Annotated in this window: 21 protein-coding genes; 5 read left to right on the top strand and 16 right to left on the bottom strand. The window is 67.9% G+C overall.

The window, feature by feature from the left end:
- Nucleotides 1-220 precede the first annotated feature (220 nt).
- The 15 genes from phbB to LOS8367_RS09510 all read right to left on the bottom strand — a co-directional run bounded on the left by phbB (nucleotide 221) and on the right by LOS8367_RS09510 (nucleotide 12,997).
- Nucleotides 221-946: an acetoacetyl-CoA reductase gene (gene phbB, locus LOS8367_RS09440; protein ID WP_085896235.1), complete on the bottom strand. Its 726-nt coding sequence runs from the start codon at nucleotides 944-946 to the stop codon at nucleotides 221-223.
- A 58-nt stretch (nucleotides 947-1,004) separates the two neighbouring features.
- Nucleotides 1,005-1,832, bottom strand: a complete 828-nt coding sequence (locus tag LOS8367_RS09445; RefSeq protein ID WP_085896236.1) for a patatin-like phospholipase family protein — start codon at nucleotides 1,830-1,832, stop codon at nucleotides 1,005-1,007.
- On the bottom strand, nucleotides 1,832-3,007 hold the full coding sequence (locus tag LOS8367_RS09450; RefSeq protein ID WP_085896237.1) for an acetyl-CoA C-acetyltransferase: 1,176 nt from the start codon (nucleotides 3,005-3,007) through the stop codon (nucleotides 1,832-1,834). The genes LOS8367_RS09445 and LOS8367_RS09450 overlap by 1 nt, the downstream gene beginning before the upstream one ends.
- Nucleotides 3,008-3,081: 74 nt before the next feature.
- Complete coding sequence (locus LOS8367_RS09455; protein ID WP_085896238.1) at nucleotides 3,082-3,888, bottom strand: EAL domain-containing protein; 807 nt, start codon at nucleotides 3,886-3,888, stop codon at nucleotides 3,082-3,084.
- A 67-nt stretch (nucleotides 3,889-3,955) separates the two neighbouring features.
- Nucleotides 3,956-4,396, bottom strand: coding sequence for a molybdenum cofactor biosynthesis protein MoaE (locus tag LOS8367_RS09460; protein ID WP_085896239.1), 441 nt, complete (start codon nucleotides 4,394-4,396; stop codon nucleotides 3,956-3,958).
- Between the two features lies 1 nt (nucleotide 4,397).
- Entirely contained in the window at nucleotides 4,398-4,646 is a 249-nt protein-coding gene (moaD, locus tag LOS8367_RS09465; protein WP_085896240.1) for a molybdopterin converting factor subunit 1, read from the bottom strand.
- Complete coding sequence (pgsA, locus tag LOS8367_RS09470) at nucleotides 4,643-5,338, bottom strand: CDP-diacylglycerol--glycerol-3-phosphate 3-phosphatidyltransferase (protein ID WP_085896241.1); 696 nt, start codon at nucleotides 5,336-5,338, stop codon at nucleotides 4,643-4,645. The genes moaD and pgsA overlap by 4 nt, the downstream gene beginning before the upstream one ends.
- 186 nt (nucleotides 5,339-5,524) lie before the next feature.
- Nucleotides 5,525-7,408, bottom strand: a complete 1,884-nt coding sequence (gene uvrC / locus LOS8367_RS09475; protein ID WP_106535035.1) for an excinuclease ABC subunit UvrC — start codon at nucleotides 7,406-7,408, stop codon at nucleotides 5,525-5,527.
- A gap of 280 nt (nucleotides 7,409-7,688) precedes the next feature.
- Nucleotides 7,689-8,471 (bottom strand): SDR family oxidoreductase, encoded by a 783-nt coding sequence (locus LOS8367_RS09480; protein ID WP_085896242.1) that lies wholly within the window; start codon nucleotides 8,469-8,471, stop codon nucleotides 7,689-7,691.
- Complete coding sequence (locus LOS8367_RS09485; protein WP_085896243.1) at nucleotides 8,468-9,418, bottom strand: calcium/sodium antiporter; 951 nt, start codon at nucleotides 9,416-9,418, stop codon at nucleotides 8,468-8,470. Before LOS8367_RS09485 ends, LOS8367_RS09480 begins: the two co-directional genes overlap by 4 nt.
- A complete protein-coding gene (locus LOS8367_RS09490) occupies nucleotides 9,418-9,597 on the bottom strand; it encodes a hypothetical protein (RefSeq protein ID WP_085896244.1) in 180 nt (59 codons plus the stop codon). The genes LOS8367_RS09485 and LOS8367_RS09490 overlap by 1 nt, the downstream gene beginning before the upstream one ends.
- A complete protein-coding gene (locus tag LOS8367_RS09495) occupies nucleotides 9,597-10,391 on the bottom strand; it encodes a S49 family peptidase (protein WP_207569245.1) in 795 nt (264 codons plus the stop codon). The genes LOS8367_RS09490 and LOS8367_RS09495 overlap by 1 nt, the downstream gene beginning before the upstream one ends.
- A 38-nt stretch (nucleotides 10,392-10,429) precedes the next feature.
- The gene (locus LOS8367_RS09500) at nucleotides 10,430-11,191 is read right to left on the bottom strand and encodes an ABC transporter permease (RefSeq protein ID WP_085896245.1); all 762 of its coding nucleotides are present in this window, start codon (nucleotides 11,189-11,191) and stop codon (nucleotides 10,430-10,432) included.
- Nucleotides 11,188-12,117, bottom strand: coding sequence for an ABC transporter ATP-binding protein (locus tag LOS8367_RS09505; RefSeq protein ID WP_085896246.1), 930 nt, complete (start codon nucleotides 12,115-12,117; stop codon nucleotides 11,188-11,190). The genes LOS8367_RS09500 and LOS8367_RS09505 overlap by 4 nt, the downstream gene beginning before the upstream one ends.
- Before the next feature lie 127 nt (nucleotides 12,118-12,244).
- On the bottom strand, nucleotides 12,245-12,997 hold the full coding sequence (locus tag LOS8367_RS09510; RefSeq protein WP_085896247.1) for a WecB/TagA/CpsF family glycosyltransferase: 753 nt from the start codon (nucleotides 12,995-12,997) through the stop codon (nucleotides 12,245-12,247).
- 182 nt (nucleotides 12,998-13,179) lie between these two features.
- On the opposite strand from LOS8367_RS09510, the gene LOS8367_RS09515 reads away from it, so the two are divergent.
- The 5 genes from LOS8367_RS09515 (at nucleotide 13,180) to LOS8367_RS09535 (ending at nucleotide 18,445) form a co-directional block, all read left to right on the top strand.
- Complete coding sequence (locus LOS8367_RS09515; protein WP_085896248.1) at nucleotides 13,180-14,292, top strand: Gfo/Idh/MocA family protein; 1,113 nt, start codon at nucleotides 13,180-13,182, stop codon at nucleotides 14,290-14,292.
- A complete protein-coding gene (locus LOS8367_RS09520; protein ID WP_165761428.1) occupies nucleotides 14,280-15,221 on the top strand; it encodes an NAD-dependent epimerase/dehydratase family protein in 942 nt (313 codons plus the stop codon). The genes LOS8367_RS09515 and LOS8367_RS09520 overlap by 13 nt, the downstream gene beginning before the upstream one ends.
- Nucleotides 15,218-16,459: a glycosyltransferase family 4 protein gene (locus LOS8367_RS09525; protein WP_085896249.1), complete on the top strand. Its 1,242-nt coding sequence runs from the start codon at nucleotides 15,218-15,220 to the stop codon at nucleotides 16,457-16,459. The genes LOS8367_RS09520 and LOS8367_RS09525 overlap by 4 nt, the downstream gene beginning before the upstream one ends.
- Nucleotides 16,456-17,430: a glycosyltransferase family 2 protein gene (locus LOS8367_RS09530; RefSeq protein ID WP_085896250.1), complete on the top strand. Its 975-nt coding sequence runs from the start codon at nucleotides 16,456-16,458 to the stop codon at nucleotides 17,428-17,430. The genes LOS8367_RS09525 and LOS8367_RS09530 overlap by 4 nt, the downstream gene beginning before the upstream one ends.
- A 94-nt stretch (nucleotides 17,431-17,524) precedes the next feature.
- Nucleotides 17,525-18,445 (top strand): CpsD/CapB family tyrosine-protein kinase, encoded by a 921-nt coding sequence (locus LOS8367_RS09535; protein ID WP_085896299.1) that lies wholly within the window; start codon nucleotides 17,525-17,527, stop codon nucleotides 18,443-18,445.
- Nucleotides 18,446-18,449: 4 nt separating this feature from the next.
- Here LOS8367_RS09535 and LOS8367_RS09540 read toward each other — a convergent pair whose 3' ends face one another.
- Nucleotides 18,450-19,718, bottom strand: a complete 1,269-nt coding sequence (locus LOS8367_RS09540; protein WP_085896251.1) for a Wzz/FepE/Etk N-terminal domain-containing protein — start codon at nucleotides 19,716-19,718, stop codon at nucleotides 18,450-18,452.

A 19,718-nucleotide genomic window follows, 5' to 3' on the forward strand; every position in this document is an offset into this window, starting at 1 on the left:
ACTGGATATCCGGCCAATCCACGTATCAACGGGTGCCCGCGGCAGAGCAACGGGTGCCCGTTTTTCTTTGGAGGGGTGAACTCGTTGGTCGGCCTGCTTTGCCTGTCAGGAACGAGTGCGGGCCATGCGAAGCGTGGTGAACTCTGGCAGGCAACGTTGTGCGCATCTGCGCTCAGGCGGGCGCCGACGGCGCCCGCCTGATGTCCCAGCCGGCAGGATCTTAGGCCAGGTACTGACCGCCATTCGCCGAGAGCGTCGAACCGGTGATGAAGCCCGCCTGATCCGAGGCAAGGAACACCACGCAGCGCGCGATTTCCTCGGCTTCGCCAAGACGGCCCACCGGGATCTGCGGCAGGATCACCTCGTTCATCACCTTTTCAGGAATGGTGCTCATCATCTCGGTGTTGATGTAGCCCGGGCAGATCGCGTTCACGGTGATGCCGGCGCGCGCGCCCTCCTGCGCCAACGCCTTGGTAAAGCCGATGTCGCCGGCCTTAGCGGCGGCGTAATTGGCCTGCGCGAACTGACCCTTCTGGCCGTTGATCGAGGAGATGTTGACGATGCGACCGAACTTGCGCTCGCGCAGACCTGGCCAGACGCAATGCGTCATGTTGAACAGCCCCGTCAGGTTGGTGTCGATCACCTCGCGCCATTGCTGTGGCGACATCTTGTGGAATGGCGCGTCGCGGGTGATGCCGGCGTTGTTCACCAGAATGTCGACCGGACCGTGCTCTTCCTCGACATGGGCGATGCCAGCCTTGCAGGCCTCGTAGTCGCCGACATCCCATCTGTAGGTGGCAATGCCGGTCTCGTCGGTAAAGGCACGCGCCTTTTCGTCGTTGCCCGCGTAGGTTGCGACGACATTATATCCTTCCGCCTTGAGCGCTTTCGAGATGGCGGCGCCGATTCCCCGGCTGCCCCCTGTCACCAATGCCGTGCGTGCCATGTCCGCTCTCCCTCGCCTTGCAAAGTGGTCTATATTGACCCTCTCGTATCACGCTGGGTCAAGCAAGCCCAAGCTCGTCGCAAAAGGCCTCGGCGTCGCGCATTCCCTGATCCCAGGTGCGGCGCAGCTTCTCGGGATCGGTGAAATCGATCTTGTCGGCCGGCGTTTCGTCGGTGGGCATCACGTAGCGCCGCCCCGGCACATCCGGCAACCTGCGGTAGTGGCGGGTGAGGAGCACAAGGGTCTCGCCCTCATCGGGTTCCGGCATCGGCGCTTGGTCGGCCATGCCACCATCGACGACCGGGCGGCCATCCCAATCGGGCGGCTCGAAAATCGGCGGAATCACCGCCGCGGCGCAGACCAGATCGACCAGTCGCCCGTCGCGCGCGGCCGCCCGCGCATCGACGAGCCCGTGTTCGAGACCAAGCTTCGCGGCCCATGAAAAATGCGGTGAATTGATCAGGTGCAGCTCCGCCTCATAGGCGGCGGTCGCCGCGACGCCGCTGATCTTGGGCAACCCGCCCGCCGGCGGATGCGCGATCAGGATCTGCAGCTGCGGCCCCTCCGCCACCTTCCGCGCGGCCTCGTCGTCGAGCACCTTGGAGACGACCTTGCAGTAAATTCGTTGATGCGGGCTGATGCCGCCCGCCTCGCGATCGAACAGATTGCTGTCCTGCTCTTCGAACGCCTTGCACATCGCGTCGAGCAGAACCCTTTCGCGTCCCGCGACATGGCAGGCCGCCGAGAGGGCGCCGCCCGAGACGCCGGCGATACGCTCCGGCGCGATGCTGGCATGGCGGCCGAGGACCTCCATGAAGCCCCCCTGCCAGAAGCAGCGCAGACCGCCCCCCGAGAAAACAAGCTGCCGGGGGGCGGTCCAGGGCATCAATCGCGCTCGATGCAAAGAGCGACGCCCATGCCGCCGCCGATGCAGAGCGTGGCGAGGCCTTTCTTGGCATCGCGTCGCGCCATCTCGTGCAGCAGGGTGACCAGCACCCGGCAACCGCTGGCGCCGATCGGGTGGCCGATGGCAATCGCGCCGCCATTGACGTTCACCTTCTCGGGATCCCAGCCCATCTCCTTGTTCACGGCGAGGGCCTGCGCGGCGAAGGCCTCATTGGCCTCGATCAGGTCGAGGTCATCGACCGACCAGCCCGCCTTTTCCAGCGCCTTCTTCGAGGCATAGATCGGACCTTCGCCCATAAAGGCCGGGTCGAGGCCGGCGGTGGCGTAGGCGGCGATGCGGCCGAGCGGCTTGATGCCGCGCCGGTTCGCCTCGTCAAGCGACATCAGCAGGGTCGCCGCGGCGCCGTCATTGAGGCCCGAGGCGTTGCCCGCCGTGACCGACCCGTCCTTGGCAAAGGCCGGGCGCAGCTTGGCCATGGCATCGATCGTGGCGCCGTGGCGGATGTATTCGTCGGCATCGGTGACGATGTCGCCCTTGCGGGTCTTGACGGTGAAGGGGACGATCTCGTCCTTGAACCGACCGTCCTTCTGCGCCGCCTCGGCCTTGTTCTGGCTCTTCACCGCGAACTCGTCCTGCATGTCGCGGGTGATCTGGTGACGGCTTGCCACGTTCTCGGCGGTAGTGCCCATGTGGTAGTCGTTGAAGGCGTCCCAGAGGCCGTCTTTGATCATCGTATCGACGAGCTTCATGTCGCCCATCTTTTGGCCCTGGCGCAGGGTCTGGGCGTGCGGCGCCATCGACATGCTCTCCTGGCCGCCTGCGCAGACGATCCCGGCATCGCCGAGCTGGATGTGCTGGGCGCCGAGCGCCACCGCGCGCAGCCCCGAGCCGCAAACTTGGTTCAGCCCCCAGGCCGCCGACTCCTGCGGCAGGCCGGCGAGGATATGCGCCTGCCGGGCCGGGTTCTGGCCCTGCGCGGCGGTCAGCACCTGCCCCAGGATCGTCTCGCTCACCTCGGACTTGTCGACGCCGGCGCGCGACACGACCTCCTCAAGCACGGCCGCGCCGAGCTGGTGCGCGGGGGTATTGGCAAAAGCGCCACCGAAGCTGCCCACCGCGGTGCGAGCGGCCGAGGCGATTACGACATTGGTCATGAAACTCTCCCTGACAGGCGGGGCCGGCTCACGCCGGGGACCCGGATCGGAGCCGAGCCTACCAGCCTCTGCCGTCAGGGCAACGGCATTCGGACCGCCGGGCGGGGCTGCCTGGCAGGGCGGCCCCAGAGATAGCCCTGCAAGCAGTCCACGCCGATCCGGCCCAGCATCCGTGCCTCCGCTTCGGTTTCGACACCACAGGCGATCGAGGCCATGCCAAGCTGCCGCGCCACGGCGACCAGCGCGCCGCAAAGCACCTGATTGTCGGTGTCGGCGCCGATGCCACGCACGAAATGCGGATCGATCTTGGCGATATCGAACAGGAAGCCGCGCAGATGCCGGAACGCCGTGCGGCCCGCTCCGAATTCGTCGAGGGCAAAGCTCACCCCGCGGGGCCGTATCTCGCTCATGAAACGGCCGACCAATTCGGGCAGGATCATCGCCGAGCCTTCCGAGATCTCAAGGATCAGCCGTTCCCCGATATCGGGGCCGCGGTCGAGCCCGTCCTGCAGCGTCCGCCGCCAGCGCCCATCCCCGATCGAACGGGCAGACATGTTGATCGAGAGCCTGAGATGCGGGTCGCGGCGCAGCGCCTCGAGCCCCTCTCGCAGCGCCGCGCGATCGAGATCGCGGCCCAGATCCGTCGCCTCGACCTCGGGCAGGAAATGCCGCGCCGGCAGCAGCCGACCGGCTCCGTCGTGCAGCCGGATCAGCCCCTCGTGAAAGACGGTGGTCCCGGTCTTCGCCACGATCACCGGCTGGTAGGCAAGCGCGGTGCGCCGCTCGGTCAGCGCGGCGCGCACGAGCCGCGGGATGTCGGCCGCGTCGAGCGCCATGGCATGGGCGAAGGGATCGGCGGGCGGGTCGGCCTCGGACGGCATGGCGGGCCCCTGACTGGGATGGCTCCGCGATCCTGCCGCATTCCGTCCTAATACCGGGTGAACGGTGCTACCAGCGCGACAGCGCGTCCTCGTCCTCGGGCGTGGCCTCGACCCAATGCTCGCCGGTGCGCGTCACCTCCTTCTTCCAGAAAGGCGCGCGGGATTTGAGATAATCCATCAAGTATTCGGCGGCGTCGAAAGCGGCGCGGCGATGCGCTGCCGCCGTCGCCACCATCATGATCGGCTGGCCCAGCGGCAGCGCCCCGTGGCGGTGGATCACCAAGAGGTCCGCAAGCTGCCAGCGCGCCTTGGCCTGCTCGGCGATCTCGGCGATCGCCTTCTCGGTCATGCCCGGATAATGCTCGATCTCCATGCGCACCAGTCCGCCGTCGCGGTCGCGCACGATGCCGGTAAAGCTGACGATGGCCCCGACCTCGTGACGGCCATGGCTGAAGGCATCGAGCTCGGCGCCCGCGTCGAAAGGCCCCTCCTGCACCGAGATCTTCATCTCAGCCCCCGGTCATCGGGGGAAAGAAGGCGACCTCGCGCACGCCGGCGAGGCCCGCGTCGAACTCCGACAGCTCCTGATCGAGCGCCACCCGCAGCGCCGAGATGTCGGCGAAAGCCGCGGCGTAGCGCTCCTCGCGGCCCCGCAGCTCCTCAACCAGATCGGCGACGGTGGCGGCCTCGGTCTCGATCCGCTCGCGCGGCAGGCCGATGCGTTCACGCACCCAGGCGAAATAGACGACGTCGATCATGGCGCATGCCTCTCGGACGGGTCGGGCTGCGGCGCGTCGCGCAGGAACGGCAGCGCCTTGGAGAAGTAGTCCCAGCCGGTCATCAGCGTCAGGATCGCCGCCAGCCACAAGAGCACGATGCCGGTCCACCAGCTGATGATCATGCCCCAGTATTTCCAGACCAGCCCGACTTCGTCAGGCGTGCCACCCGACAGGATCGAGTCGACCATGGTCTCGTCCATGCCGATGCTCTCCATGACGAAATAATGCTCGAAGGCACCGGTAGAGAACAGAACGGCGATGGCCACCATTTGCGCGGTGGTCTTCCACTTGGCGAGCTTGGTCACCTTCAACAGCCCCGCCTTGGAGCCAAGGAACTCGCGCAGCCCCGAGACGAAGACCTCGCGGAACAGGATCAGCGTCGCGGGCAGCAGGATCCACGGGTTCATCCCCGAAAAACCGGTGATGACCAGCAGCGCGATGATCACCATCGCCTTGTCGGCGATCGGGTCGAGCATCGCACCGAACTTCGATTCCTGTTTCCAAGCGCGGGCAAGGTAGCCATCGACGAAATCGGTCACCGCCGCGGTGACGAAGAGCACCAGCGCGAACCAGTCGGCCCAGGGCCGGATGAAGAAGAGAAACATCACCGCGACGCCGGGCGCGGCGAACAGGCGAAGCACGGTGAGGATATTGGGCAGGGTCCATGTCATGGGCCAAGAGATAGCGCGCTCCCCCCGGTCTTGCCATAGCCAGCGGCCGATCGATGTCTGGCGCGCCATGCTCCGACTTTGTTCTTCAAATACGCAGGGCGCCCGGCCGGTCAGGGGCGTGCCCGTGGTGAGCCGGGTGTCCGCCTCCGGCGGGCGCATTTTCGGAACGAAGTCGCAGCGAAGCGATCAGCCGTTCTCGTGAAAATGGCCGTAGATCTTTTCCGCGAGGCTTTCCGAGATGCCTTGCACCGCCTTGAGATCGGCAAGGTTGGCGCGGCTCACCGCCTTGGCCGAGCCGAAATGCGCCAGCAGCGCACGCTTGCGCGTGGCGCCCACGCCGGCGATTTCGTCCAGTGGCGTCGCGCCTACGGATTTGGACCGCTTGGCACGGTGCGTGCCGATGGCGAAACGGTGCGCCTCGTCGCGCAGCCGCTGGATGAAGTAGAGCACCGGGTCATTGCGCGGCAGCGCGAAGGGCCGCATGCCGGTGCGGTGAAACTCCTCCTTGCCGTGGTCGCGATCCACCCCCTTGGCGACGCCGATCATCGCCACATCGTCGACACCCAGCTCGTCGAGGATCTGCTGCACCGCGCTGACCTGCCCGGCACCGCCATCGATCAGCAGCAGGTCCGGCCAGGACGGGCTCTCGCGGTTCGGATCCTCCTTGAGCAGCCGCGAGAAACGACGCGTCAGCACCTCCTTCATCATGCCGAAATCGTCGCCCGGCGTAATCTCTGTGCCCTTGATGTTGAACTTGCGGTATTGGCTCTTCTCGAAGCCCTCGGGTCCCGCGACGATCATGCCGCCGACCGCGTCGGTGCCCATGATGTGAGAGTTGTCGTAGACCTCGATCCGGCGCGGCGCCTCGTCGAGGCCGAAAGCCTCGGCGAGCCCGCGCAGCAGCTTGGCCTGCGTCGCCGTCTCGGACATACGCCGCGCGAGGCTCTCGCGCGCGTTACGCTGGGCGCCCTCGACAAGCTCGGCCTTTTCGCCCCGCTGCGGCACCAGAACCTCGACCTTGCGGCCGAGCTTCTCGCTCAGCGCCTCGACCACCAGATCGGGGTCATCGAGCCCATGGCTCAGGATCAGTTGGCGCGGCGGCTCTCGGTCCGCGTAGAACTGGCCAACGAAGGCCTGCATCACCTCGGTAGGATCCTCCTCTCCCGAGACGCGGGGATAGTAGTCGCGGTTGCCCCAGTTCTGATTGCCGCGAATGAAGAACACCTGCACGCAGGCCTGTCCGCCCTCGACATGAAGCGCGATCACGTCGGCCTCGGAAACGCCACGCGGGTTGATGCCCTGCGCGGTCTGCACCTGCGTCAGCGCCCGGATCCGGTCGCGCAAGGCAGCGGCGCGCTCGAACTCCATGTTCTCCGAGGCCTCGGCCATCTGGCGGCCCAGCACCTCCTGCACCTGCGTCGACTTGCCCGACAGGAACCGCACCGCGTCATCGACCGAACGCGCGTATTCCTCGGCGCTGATCTCGCCGGTGCAGGGCGCCGAGCAGCGCTTGATCTGGTGCAGCAGGCACGGTCGGGTGCGGCCCTCGAACACCGAATCCGTGCAATTGCGCAAAAGAAACGCCTTTTGCAGCTGGTTCAGCGTGCGGTTCACCGCGCCGGCGCTGGCGAAGGGTCCGAAGAACTGCCCCGGCCCCTTGCGGGCGCCGCGATGCTTGCCGATCTGCGGAAACGCGTGATCCGAGATGTGGATATTGGGGAACGACTTGTCGTCGCGCAAAAGCACGTTGTAGCGCGGCTTGAGCTGCTTGATGAGGTTCTGCTCCAGCAGCAGCGCCTCGGTCTCGGTCCGGGTGGTGAGGAACATCATCGAGGCGGTCTCGCGGATCATCCGCGCGATCCGGCCCGAATGCCCGGTGGGGCGGGCATAGCTCGACACCCGGGCCCGCAGGTTGCGGGCCTTGCCGACATAGAGCACCCGGCTTTCGGCATCGAGCATCCGGTAGACGCCGGGCGAGCCGTCGATCAGCCGCAGCTGCGAGCGGATCAGCTCATGTCCTGTCAATGGCGCCTTCGGGGTATCGGTCTGGGTCTCGGTCATGCGGTCCATATCGGCATCATGCGCGGGCCCTGCAATCTAGCTGTCCCAGCGCCATGTGCAAAGCTGTCCACCGTTTCTGGGGATAAGCTGGTGGACAGTGCCGGGAGGGTGTGGATTCGGCTTGGAGAGTCAGGGGGTTGATGGGAGTGCCTGTTTTTTGGGCGCCGCCAATCCGCTGTTTTCGCAGGGGAAACCCGAGGGGATCGCGAAGATTTCATCCCCACGTCGCGATCGGATGGATTGCGCACAGCCCCGGTGGACGAACCGGTGGACGGGGCCGTGCGCAAGATCAGTTGTGACCTTGGATATCGGGCGTCTGCCAGCCCAGATGCTGGCCGCCATCGACGCAGAGAAGCTGCCCGGTGACGCCGGGCGCGTCGAGGAAGTAGCCCAGCGCCGCGCAGATGTCCTCGGGGTTGGAGCCGCGCTGCAGCACGGTGTTGGCGCGCTGCGCGGCATAGTGCTCGTCGCTCTGCTTCGCACCTTGCAGCGTCGGGCCGGGGCCGATGGCGTTGACCCGCAGCCGCGGTGCCAGCGCCTGCGCGGCGGTGCGGGTGAAGGCCCAGAGCCCCATCTTGGCGATGGTGTAGGACATGAAGTCCGGCGTCAGCTTGCGCACCCTCTGGTCAATGATGTTGACGACGAGGCCCTGCGCCACCGGTTCACCGCGCGCATCGCGGCCCGGCTCGGTGATCCCTTCGGCGACCCTCTGGGTCAGCACGAAGGGCGCGCGCAGGTTGCTTTCGATGTGGCGGTCCCAGCTTTCGCGGGTCGCGCTCTCGATGCTGTCATATTCGAAGATCGAGGCGGAGTTGACGAGGCAGGTGATCGGCCCGCCCAGCGCCTCGACGGCGCGCGGCACCAGCGCTTGGGTCGCCGCCTCGTCAAGCAGGTCGGCCTCCAGCGCATGCGCATCGCGGCCCATGGCGCGAATCTCGGCCACCACTTCCTCGGCAGGGCCTCTAGAGGTGTTGTAATGCACGATCACGTCGAAGCCGCGACGCCCCAGATCGAGCGCCATGGCGCGGCCCAGCCGCGCGCCCGCGCCGGTGACGAGTGCCCGCGCCTTCATGCCAGCACCGTCACGCCATAGGCGACGTAGAGCGCGGTCAGCGCCACGCCCCAGCCGCGCGTCACGTCGCGCCCCCAGTAGACGAAGGGCACCAGCAGCAGCGAGGCCGCCAGCATCACCCACAGGTCGAAGCCGAGGAACTCGGCGCCCACGGGGATCGGCCCCACGAGGCTCGCTACCCCGAGAATTCCAAGAAGGTTGAACATGTTCGATCCAATCACGTTGCCCATCGCCACATCGGCTTCACGACGGATAGCGGCCATGACGGTCGTTGCAAGCTCCGGTAGAGAGGTGCCGATCGCGACGAGGGTGAGACCTATGGCGGCATCCGAGACGCCGAAGGTCTCGGCGATGGACACCGCGCCCGTCACCAGCAGGTCGGCGCCCACCGGCAGGCCGATGACACCGGCCAGCAGATAGGCCGCGACCTTCCAGCCGCGCATCCTCGGGTCGGCACCCTCGACCTCCTCCTCGGAGAGTTCGCCGCCATTGCCGTTGCGGTGCTTGTGCGCCACGCGGGCCGCATAGATCAGCATCGCCGCCAGCGCCGCGAGCAGCAACAGGCCCGCGCCCCAGGACAGCACGCCGGTGAAGGCCAGCGCCATGAACAGGAAGGTGGCCCCCATCATCTGCAGGAAGCTCGACCGGGTGTCCGATCCGCCGCTGGCGTGCAGCGTGGTGATCAGGGCGGGAATGCCGAGGACCAGCAGCACGTTGGCGACGTTCGAGCCGACGACATTGCCCAGCGCGATGCCGGGGGTGCCCTTGAGGATCGCGTCCACGGATACCAGCAGCTCCGGCGCCGAGGTGCCGAAGGCCACCACGGTCAGCGACACGATCAGCGCCGGAATGCTTAGGCGCAGCGCCAAATTCACCGCGCCCTTCACCAAAGCGTCGCCCGCGAAGACGAGGAGCACGAGCCCCGCCGCCACCAACAGCCAGTCCATCAAGTCCTGTCCTTTCCGCAGGGGCAGGGCCCCTTGCCTATCCTCGGCCGCCCGCAGGCGGCGCAGTTCCCCCGCCCGAGTAGGCCCTTCGGCCCCTTGGGCTTCGGGAGCCGCAGCTTTCCGAACATCGCGAGCACCACCATGCCCACCAGAAACAGCGTGACGATCTTGATCAGCATCAAAGACCGAAGCGGGCGAAACCCGCGCGCTCCTCGATCATGCCCATCGTCTCCGCGGCCAGCGCCGCGCCGAAGCGGCTCAGGAAGGGCCGCCGCTTGGCATAGCGCCGCAGCCGCACCTTGTCGCCGAACCGCGCCTTGAGGGTCGGCACGAGATGGCCGATCCCATCGGCAAGCCCCTTCTCGACCGCCTTCTGGCCGATCCAGATCTCACCGGTGAACAGGTCCGGGTCCTCGGCGATCCGATTGCCACGACGGCTTTTCACGTGGTCGATGAAGTACTCGTGCATCTCAGAGAGCCAGCGCTCCAGCCGGGCCACGTCCTCGGGCTTTTCGGGGCGGAACGGGTCGAGAAAGCTCTTCGATTTGCCGGCGGTATGCACACGCCGTTCGATGCCCTTGCGCTCGAGCAGCTCATGCGCGCCGAAGCCCGCCGATATCACCCCGATCGAGCCCATGATCGAACCGCGATCGGCAAAAATCTCGTCCGCCGCCGCCGCGAGCCAGTAGCCACCCGAGGCCGCGACGTCCTCGACGAAGGCCAGCACCGGCACGCCCTTTTCCTCTGACAGCCGGCGAATTCGCGCGGCGATCAGCGCCGATTGCACCGGCGAGCCGCCGGGCGAATTGATCTCGATGGCGACGGCGGCGGGCTTGCCGCGCTTGAACGCCTTCTCGATCATCGCGGCGGTGCCCGCATCGTCGAGGCCACGCCCGGCGATGCCGATGGCGCCCTGCAGGCGAATGACGGAAACGACGGGGCCCTTGGGGCGGAACGGCAGCCAGTGCATCATGCTCCGACATCTAGGCCCCGCCCTGCCCCATCACAAGGTCAGGAGCGGATCCGCCAGCCGGTGCGGAAGATCAGCCAGATGATCCCGAGGCACAGCGCGGTGAAGCCCGAGATCGCCAGAAGGCTCACCCCGATCGGCACGTCGGCCTGCCCGAAGAAGGACCAACGGAAGCCCGAGATCAGATACACCACGGGGTTGAAGCGGGTGACCACCTGCCAGGCCGGAGGCAGCATCGAGATCGAGTAGAAACTGCCGCCCAGAAAGACGAGCGGTGTGATCACCAGAAGCGGGATCAGCTGCAACTGCTCGAAATTCTTGGCCCATATGCCGATGATGAAGCCCAAAAGCGAGAAGCTGATGCAGGTCAGGATCAGGAAAGCCAGCATCGAGACCGGATGCAGGATCGTGAGATCGACGAAGAGTGTCGCGGTGGCGAGGATCACCAGCCCGATGAACAGCGCCTTGGTCGCGGCAGCGCCCACGAAGCCCAACGTCACCTCGAAGAAGCTGATCGGGGCCGAGAGATACTCGTACATCGTGCCGATGAACTTCGGGAAATAGATCGCGAAACTGGCGTTCGAGGTCGCTTGGGTCATCACCGAAAGCATCACGAGCCCCGGCACGATGAAGGCGGCGTAGGGGATGCCCTCGACTTCCTGGATGCGGCCGCCGATGGCCGAGCCGAACACCACGAAATAGAGCGAGGTCGAGATCACCGGCGAGATGAAGCTCTGCAGCAGCGTGCGGAAGAAGCGGGCCATCTCGGCCCTGTAGATCGCGGATACGGCGCCGAAATTCATGCCGCGTCCTCCTTCACCAGCCCGACGAAGATCTCTTCGAGGCTGGAATTGGATGTGGAGAGATCGGCCAGCTGCAGACCGGCCGCCTGCAGATCAGCGAGAAGCGCGGTGATGCCGGTGCGCTCGGCATGGGTGTCATAGGTATAGACCAGCGCCTGGCCGCCATCGACCCGTTCCAGCCCCTCGCGGCGCAGCGTGTCGGGCAGCGTCTCCACCGGCTCGGCCAACTCGATCCGGAGTTCCTTGCGACCCAGCCGCCGCATAAGGTCCTCGGTCCGTTCGACCAGCATGATCCGGCCCTTGGAGATGACGCCGATCCGGTCGGCGATGGCCTCGGCCTCCTCGATGTAATGGGTAGTGAGGATGATCGTGACCCCCTCCCCGCGCAGCCGTTCGACCACGCGCCACATGTCGCGCCTGAGTTCCACGTCGACGCCGGCCGTCGGCTCGTCGAGAAACAGTATCCGCGGACCGTGGCTCAGCGCCTTAGCGATCAGCACCCGGCGCTTCATGCCGCCCGACAGCTCCATCACCTTGGCATCACGCTTCTCCCAGAGCGACAGGTCGCGCAGCAGCCGCTCCAGATGCGCATCGTCGCGCGGCCGGTCGAACAGACCCCGGGTGAAGCGCACGTTGTTCCATACGGTCGAGAACGGCTCTAGCGCGATCTCCTGCGGCACCAGTCCGATCAGGTCGCGGGCCCGCCGCCAGTCGCGCACGACGTCGTGGCCCCCGACCTCGACGGTGCCGCCCGTGGGCATGGTGATGCCACAGATCGTCGAGATCAGCGTCGTCTTGCCAGCACCGTTCGGTCCGAGCAGTGCGATGATCTCGCCCTCCTCGATATCGAGCGACACGCCGTCAAGGGCGGTAAAACCGCCCGCATAGGTCTTGGTCAGGTCACGGACCGACACGATAGGGGCCATGCTACGGAGCCTTCTATGGAATTGCCGGGACGATAGCGGCGGGCCGTTGCACACGAAACCCCGGCGATACCGCGATCTCCGCGCATCAGCGCACAGGGCTATCGGCCGTAACCGGTGGGAACGCGTCTCAACGGCTTCGCAGCCGCCACGCCCTGAACGCCTCGCCCGGCAGGATCGCGGCGCAGCGCGCATAACGTCCGGCAAGGCGGGAGGGGTTCGAGGCCGCGCGCCAGAGCCATTCGAGCGCCAGCCGCCGCACCAGCCATGGCGCCCGGCGCTGATGCCCCGCGAGGAAATCGAGCCCGGCACCGATCGAGACGAAGCCCAGCTGCGGATGCCGCGCCCGGCCCCGCGCTGCAAGCCGCTCCTGCTTGGGCGCGCCCAGCGCGAGAAACACGAGACCGGCGCCGCTGCGGGCCACCGAATCAAGCGCGGCATCGGCAGCGTCCCCGTCGGGATCGAAGCCCATCGGCGGCGCGATTCGCTCCACCACCTCCAACCCCCGCACCTGCCGCGCCAACGCATCCGCGGCCTGCCGGAGGCTGTGCTCCGTACCACCAATGAAGGCCACCCGAACGCCCCGAGCCGCCGCCAACCGCGCGAGCGGCACAATCAGGTCGGCACCGGGTAAAAGCGCCACTTGGCGACCTGCCAGACGCGACAGCCACACCACCGGGTTGCCATCGGCTGTCACGAGGTCCTGAGCCGCGTAGGCTGCGCGAAAGCCAGCGTCACTACGCAGCTTCACCAGATGGTCGAGGTTGAGCGTAGCCAGCGCGAAGCCGCGTCGCGCCGCGAGACGTGCACCGATTTCGGCCATGAGCGCCGCCTGATCGGTCATGTTCACCCGGACCCGCCCGGCGCCGTGATCGAATTCCATCGCTCTTTCCTCTGGCTCCGCCGGATCGCGATCCGGCCCCTTGGCGCGCCGGCCGCACTCGCTTAGCGATACGGACGGGGAACCCTTGGCCGCCCGATTGTCGCCATCTCCCTTCTGTACCGAGCGGCTCCGGACCGGCAAGCCTGCCGGAGCCCGATGCGACACAACGGAGCCGCGCCGCGATGAAGGACGTTACAGTGATCGGATGCGGCTATGTCGCCGATCTCTACATGCGCAGCCTGATGGCGCATCCCGAAATCCGGGTGCTGGGGGCGCATGACCGCGACGCTGCGCGACAGGCCGCCTTCTGCGCGCATTGGGGCCTGACGCCGCTGCCGGACCCAGCCGCGGCCTGCGAGGCACTGCCCGCCGAGGGGCTCGTGCTGAACCTGACCAATCCCAAGAGCCACGAGACGATCATCCGCGGCTGCCTGCGCGCCCGCCGCCACGTCTGGTCCGAAAAGCCGCTCGTCACCGACATGGAGACCGCCCAGTCGCTGCACGATCTTGCCCGCTCCCGCGGGCTGCAGCTCGCCACGGCACCCTCGTCGGTGTTGTCGCAATCGGCGCAGGGGCTGGGACGGGCGCTGCGTATGGGCGTCGGCGGCACGCCGCGGCTGATCTATGCCGAGCTCGATGACGGCTTCATCCCGCAGGCGCCCTACCGCGACTGGAAGAGTGAGAGCGGCGCGCCTTGGCCGGCCGAGGACGAGTTCGCCACCGGCTGCACGCTGGAACATGCGGGCTACTGGCTGTCCTGGCTGATCGCGCATCTGGGGCCGGTGAGCCGCGTGGTCTCTGCTGCGGCCGAGGTCATTCCCGACAAGCCCGGGCTGCGGCACGCGGCACCGGACTTCTCGGTCGCGGCGCTATTCTTCGAAAGCGGGCCGGTGGCGCGGCTCACCTGTTCGATCGCGGCACCGCACGACCATCGGCTGCGGATCTTCGGCGATGAGGGGGTGATCGAAGTGGGCCGTGCCTGGGACAACCACGCGCCGGTGCGATATCGCCGCCGGATGCGGCTGCGTCGCCGCCTGCTGGAAAGCCCGCTGGCGCGCGACGTATCGCTCAAGGGCACGCATCAGCCGAAGCCGCGCCGCCGCGGTGCGGCGCGGATGGACTTCGCGCTTGGGCCCGCCGAGATGCTTGACGCCATCGCGGCAGGCCGCGAGAGCCGCCTCGCCGGAGACTATGCGCTGCACCTGACCGAGGTGACGCTGGCGATCCAGGAGGGGGCCGTGCGCGACATGAAAACGCGCTGCGATCCCATGGAGCCGATGCCGTGGGCGACGTGATCGCCGTCACCGGGGCGGGTGGGTTCCTCGGCCGCGCCGTGGTCGCGCGGGCGCGAGAGAAGAGCCATCCAGTGCGCGCGATCCTGCGCGGCGATCCACCCGAAGCTTGGGCCGCCGACCCCGGCATCGACGTGATCCGCGCCGATCTGCGCCACGAACTGCCAGCGCTCGACGGCGCGGCGGCGGTGATCCATGCCGCCGCGCGGATGTCGGGCGATGACGCGGCGCAGGCCCGCGATACGGTAACGCCGAGTGCCGCTCTGTTGCAGCGGGCCGCGCAGGCCGGGGCAAGGCTGGTGCTGGTCAGCTCGATCTCGGTGCTGGGAGCCCGGGATCTCGCGCCATTTGCCCTCGTGGACGAGGCGACGCCCGTCGAGCCACACCCCGAGCGGCGCGACGCCTATACCCGCGCCAAGCTCGCTCAGGAGAGAGACGCCTGCGAGATCTCGGCGCGATACGGCGCGCAGCTGCGGATCGTCCGGCCCGGGGCGATCTTCGGGGCGGGTCGGCTGTGGAACGCGCATATGGGGATCGAACTGGGGCCACTGGTCCTCGGGCCGCGCCACGCGGGCGAGTTGCCGCTGTGCTGGCTGCCGCATGCCGCGCAGATCCTCTTGCTCGCGGCGACCCGGCCGCAGGCGCAGACAATCGAGTTGATCCACGCTCTCGACGATGATCGCCCCGACAGGGCGCGCTTCCTTGCTGCACTGGGCCGGCGCGGCCTGCCGCTGGGCTGGCGCGGATTCGACATGGCGGCCCGCGCGTTGACACCGCTGGGCCCGCGCCTGCCGGGGTTGCTGCGGCGCGAGGTACTGCGCGCGCGGCTGATGCCGCTGCGATACGCCAATGCCCGGGCCCATGCGCTGGGCTTTCGGGCCGAGGCCGGGTTAGAGGCGGCGATGGCCGATGCGCGGCGGGCCCGGGCATGACCGGCCTCGGACCGCTGATGTGGCTCACCGGGGAGTACCCCCGCGCCACCGACACCTTCATCCAGCGCGAGGTCGCGGCGCTGCGCCGCCTCGGTGTCGCGGTCGAGACCGCCTCGGTGCGGCGCACCGACCCGTCGCACCATGTCGGCCCCGAGCAGCGCACCGAGGCCGCAGAAACCTTTCACCTGCTGGAGGCCATGCTGAACCCGTGGCGCATGATCCGGGCCAAGCTCTCGGCATTGCGGAACCCGGGCCGTTTCCTGCGTGCCCTGGCGCTGGCATGGCGCACGGCCCCCAAGGGGGTGCGGGGCCGCATCTACAACCTGATCTATTTCGGCGAGGCTCTGGTTCTGGCGCAACGCATGAAGAGGCGCGGCATCACCCATCTGCACAACCATATCGCCAAATCCTCCGGCACCGTCGCCATGCTCGCTTCCGAGATATCGGGCATCCCGCACAGCTTCACCCTGCACGGCCCGGACATCTTCTTCGCCCCGGAACACTGGGCCTTGGGCGAGAAGATCGCGCGTGCGCGCTTCGTAGCCTGCATCTCTGATTTCGCGCGGTCGCAGGCAATGCTGTTCTCGGACCCCGCCCACTGGCACAAGCTGCACGTGGTGCATTGCGGCGTGGACCCGGGTCTCTATGCAGATGCTCCGCCCCCGCCCGAGGACCGGATGCTCTTCATCGGCCGGCTGGCGGCGGTCAAGGGCGTGCCGGTGCTGTTGCAGGCGCTGGCGCAGTCACGGGCTATGCGACCAGAGTTGACGCTCGACCTCGTGGGCGACGGAGAGAGCCGCGCGGCGTTCGAGACCATGGCTCGCAGACTCGGCCTCGAAGCCGCGGTGCGGTTCCACGGCTACAAGGGACAGGCCGAGGTGGCACGGATGCTGAAAGAGACGGGCATCCTGATCCTTCCCTCCTTCGCCGAAGGGGTACCCGTTGTGCTGATGGAGGCGATGGCCGCTGGCCGGCCGGTGATCGCCACGCGGGTGGGCGGCGTGACCGAACTGGTCGATGACGGCCGCTCCGGCCTTTTGGTGCCGCCGGGAGCCGAAACGCCGTTGGCAGCGGCGATGGTCGCCCTCGCGGGTGACGCGGCGCGCCGTAGCGCAATGGGGGCCGAGGGGCAGGCCCGGGTGCTGGCCGAGTTCGACGCTGCCGGCGAGGCGGCGCGGCTGGCGCGGCTGCTGCGCGACGGCCCTGGCGGACCGGTCCGCCCGGAGCCGATCTCATGACCGCGCGGATCGGCGTCGTGGTCATCGGCCGAAACGAAGGCGCGCGGCTCGGCGCCTGCCTCGCCTCCCTCGAAAACAGCGGGGCGCAGGTGGTCTATGTCGATTCCGGATCGACCGATGGCAGCCTTGACATCGCCCGCGCGGCCGGAGCGCGGATCATCGAACTCGACGCCGGAGCCCCGTTCACCGCGGCCCGCGCCCGCAACGCAGGATTCGAAGCATTGCGGGAGGCAGGGCTGCCCGAGTTCGTGCAGTTCGTTGATGGCGATTGCACGCTCGAGCCGGGCTGGCTGGAGGCGGGCGCATCGGCACTTGCCGCCGATCCGGGCATCGGCATCGTGACCGGCTGGCGCAGCGAGATCGCCCCCGACGCCACCCTCTACAACGCCATGGCCGAATGGGAATGGCACCGCCCTGCCGGCGACATCCCGGCCTGCGGCGGCGACATGATGCTGCGCACCGAGTTGTTCGAGCGGATCGGCGGCTTCGACGGCGCGATCATCTGCTCGGAGGACGAGGATCTGTGCCTGCGGGTGCGGGGCCTCGGTCTGCGCGTGCACCGCCTGCCGCAAGTCATGACCCGCCACGACATCGCGATGACCCGTTTGGGCCAGTGGTGGCGCCGCGCGGTGCGCGCGGGCCACGGCTTCGCCGAGGTAGGCGACCGCCACCCCGGACATTTCACGGCCGAGCGACGCCGGGTGCGGTTATGGGGAATGGCGCTCCCCGCAGTGGCGCTGGCAGGAATAATCGCATGGGGCACGGCAGCGCTTCTGATCGCGACGGCATTGTTGGCGGTGAGCTGGGGGCGCAGCGCGCTGAAGCTGCGGCGGACGGGCCAGCCGCTCCGGCGCGCCCTCGGCCTCGCAGGGCTCTTGGTCCTGTCGAAGTTTCCGAATGCGCAGGGCATGCTGACCTACCGGCTGCGTCGGCTGCGCAAACACGAAATGCGGCTGATCGAGTACCGCTAGCCGCACCGCCGGGCACGGCCCGATCGGGGCTTATTCTCGCCCCCGTTTCCGGTCTATCCTCGCGCCGATTTGGCCGGTGACGGGAATGGCGGAGATGAGCGAACGCAGCAGGCGCGACGGGCGGAGGCGGCTTGAGCCCGGGGCGCGCACGGCGATTCTCGACCGGATCGCGGCATTGCAGCCGAAGCCCGCGTCTCCCTCGCCTGCCGGGCCAGCCCCGGCCGAGACCGACGACACCACCCGGGCGCTGCGCGCCGCCGTGTTAGGCGAAGACGAGGTCCGGCTGCCGCAGCTGCATGACCTGTGGGGCAGCCTGCGCCAGATTCCGGTGAACGAAGCCGTACTCGAGAGCAACCTCGTCATCACCGCGAGCCGCCGCGACCCCGCCCATACCGCCTTCGACCTGCTGCGGACCCGCCTGCTGCAGGCGCTCGACGAGCATGGCTGGAAACGTGTGGCGATCACGTCGCCGACGCGGGGCTGTGGCAAGACCTTCACCGCTGCCAACCTCGCCATCGCATTGTCGCGCTATGAAAACCGCCGTACCGTGCTGCTCGATCTCGACCTGAGGGCGCCGGGACTCGCCGAGGTTCTGGGCGCGCCGGCGCCGGGACCGATCGCCGACTGGCTGCGCGGCGCCACGTCCAGCAGCACCCAGCTGCAGCGCGTCGGGCAGAACCTGCTTGGCATCGGCGGGCTCGCGGTCGGCCTCAACGACCGTTCCGAGACCTATGCGGCCGAGCTGCTGCAGGACCCCAAGACCGCGGCCGTGCTCGACCAGATGCAGGAGGAGATCGCCCCCGACGCAGTGCTGTTCGACCTGCCCCCCGCGCTGAGCCAGGACGACGTGACCGCGTTCCGCAGCCGCTACGATTGCGTATTGATGGTAGTGGGCGGCGGCCACAACAGCGCCGAGCAGATCCGCGAGGCCGTGCGCCGCATCGGCGAGGACAAGCCGATCCTCGGCATGATCCTAAACCGCGCCGAGGAAGACCACGCCTCGGGCAGCGGCTAGGAGGTTAGATCGGCAACCGGCGCCACCACCCCCGCATCCCGCCGCGCAGCCGGCCCCAAATCCCCAGAAAGCGTCCGGCATCCCGCCGCTGCGCGGCCCGGGCGCGGCGCCGTGCCTGACGCCGATCCAATTCGGGAATCACCACGACCGGTCGCACGCCGAGCGCCCGCTCCATCTGCGCGGCGGTGCGGATCTGCGGGTTTACCGCCTCAAGCGACAGCGCCAGACCAAGCGCCGCCAGAAGCACGCCGAACCCGCCTGCGACCGCGATCTTGCGGCGCGAGGAGGAGACCGCGTAATCGGGCGGCACCGCCCGTTCGAGGATCTCGAAGCGCGTGGTCTCGTCACGGCTTTCAAGCAGCTGCGCCATCGCGGCCTCTGTGCGCCGGGCGGTGACCGCAGAGAGCGCCTGCTGCAGCTGTTCGCGGCGGCGCACGAAATCGTTGTAGCGGCGCTCGGTCTCAGGCGCGGCCGCGAGTGCCGCCTCGATCCGGGCGATGTTGTCGGCGATCAGCTGCCGCTGCTGTTCGAGCAGACTGCGGCGGCGCGTCAGCTCGTCCTCCCGCAGCCGGTCCGAACTGGTCTCGAAGGCAATGATTTGCTGTTCGAGGTCGATCCGCTGCGCCACCAACCCCGAGAGCTGTTCACGCTGGGCCGGGAGACTGCCGGGCAGCGAGTCGAAGCGGCCCTCTTGGAACCGCGCGAACTCCTCCTCAAGCGCGGCCAGTTCCGCACCGAGCCGCGCCTCCTCGCTTTCGAAGAAATCGAGCGTGCGCGCGGTGCGGCCCTCGCGCCGGCTCTGCGCGGCGGCAACGATCTCTTGCAACAGGGCATTGGCGAGATCGGCAGCCAGCTGCGGCTCGTCGAGTTCGACCGTGATCGACAAGCCGGAGGGCACGGTTTCAGGGCGCCAAGCCAAGGCCGGGTTCACCAGCTTGGTGATCTCGATCGAGGCGCGGGTCTGCACGAGCCGCTCATGCGGCGGCAGGAGGGCGAACAGATCGAACCGCTCGGCCAGTTCGAGGATCTTCTCTCGCGCCATCACCTGCTGCTCAATCAGGTCAAGCTGAGTGTCGGCGATGACGGCGGCGTCGCCCCCGGCATCGACCAGCGGCGTCTCGATCTGGATCACCGCGGTTGCCTGAAAGACCGGCGGCCGCGTCATCGCGAACCAGAGAACGAATGGAATTCCCAGAACACAGACAAGGGCGATGGCCCAAGCCCGGCGGCGCAGCGCGCCGCGCAGGTCGCGCAGCGAGGCAAGATGTTCCAT

Source organism: Limimaricola soesokkakensis (assembly GCF_900172345.1).
GTDB lineage: Bacteria > Pseudomonadota > Alphaproteobacteria > Rhodobacterales > Rhodobacteraceae > Limimaricola > Limimaricola soesokkakensis.